This is a genomic window from Cyanobacteriota bacterium (assembly GCA_025054735.1).
Taxonomy (GTDB): Bacteria; Cyanobacteriota; Cyanobacteriia; order SKYG9; family SKYG9; genus SKYG9.
This window is the reverse complement of sequence record JANWZG010000659.1, coordinates 1-1283: the sequence shown is the minus strand read 5'-3', so window position 1 is coordinate 1283 and position 1283 is coordinate 1. Positions and strand designations below refer to the sequence as shown.

The following is a 1283-nucleotide window of genomic DNA, read 5'->3' as shown; positions in this document are numbered from 1 at the left end:
TCTGTTATTTCGTGATTGTTCTCTATGCCATTAGAGCATTAATTTTTATGACAAAAAATTTGTGTTCCTTGCTACTATTAAACATGGAGACAGTAATTCTTCGTTGCACGTGTGGGAACGCGCAACCTATTGCCTCCAATTGAGAGTAGAACGTGGTTAATTGCTAGTGTAGGCTGGCTCTGAGCAGCCAGCCGATTTATTGTAGGTTTTTTGTAGATGACAGGTTCTGAGCCAATTGTCGCCAAGATATGCACTGGTTCATGAATGGTTGACTCCAAAGGCTACTGGCGGTTCAGAGCTAGTAGTGGCAGCAATTTTGAACCGAATCAATGCTGATCTATACGCCCTAATTGACTTTGAATCGAGCAATGTAGATAGCTATCTCTATGGGCGTTCGATTGGTACAACATTTCTGCAACACTTTCCCTTAGCCCGTAATGGCGTACAGAAATATCTACCACTGCTGCCTCTGGCGATCGAACAGCTTGACCTCCGCAACTACGACATTATTCTTTCCTCTTCCCATGCTGTTGCTAAGGGCGTTTTAACCAGCCCTCAACAGCTACATGTCTGTTACTGCCACACTCCCATGCGTTATGCCTGGGACTTGACCTTCGACTACTTGGCAACTAGCCGTCTAGGGCGCGGACTTCCTGGCATCGTCACGCGATATTTCTTGCATCGTCTACGCCAGTGGGATGTCACTAGTGCTAATCGCGTTGACTACTTCATTGCTAACTCATCCCATACAGCTCGGCGCATCTGGCGTTGCTATCGTCGTCCCGCTAAGGTCATCTATCCACCCGTCAACACCCGCCGATTTTCACTTCAACACACCAAGCAAGATTTTTACATCACCGTATCTCGACTGGTGGGTTATAAGCAAATTCCTCTGATTGTAAGAGCATTTAACCAACTGGGACGACCACTGGTTGTCATCGGTAATGGGCCAGATTTGTCCCTGATTAAAGCGATCGCCCGTCCAAATGTCCAAGTCTTGGGTTGGCAACCTGACAGCGTTGTTGCCCATTACATGGCCCACGCTAAAGCGTTTGTCTATGCTGCCTGTGAAGACTTTGGTATCGCTCCGGTAGAGGCCCAAGCCTGCGGCACTCCAGTAATTGCCTACGGAGTGGGTGGTACCCAAGAAACAGTACGTGACCTGCAACGTTACCCTGACAAGGCTACAGGTGTCCTGTTTTCCAGACAAACAGAGGCTGATATTGTGCAAGCTGTGGAACATTTTGAAACTCATAATTCTGCATTCCATCCGGATCAGATCC

The 1283-nt window shown here is 47.6% G+C and carries 1 protein-coding gene; it reads left to right on the top strand.

What is annotated here, in order from left to right; translation table 11 throughout:
* Positions 1-235: 235 nt before the first annotated feature.
* Positions 236-1283: glycosyltransferase (locus NZ772_19165; protein MCS6815677.1), on the top strand; the 1048-nt coding region annotated here is incomplete at its 3' end.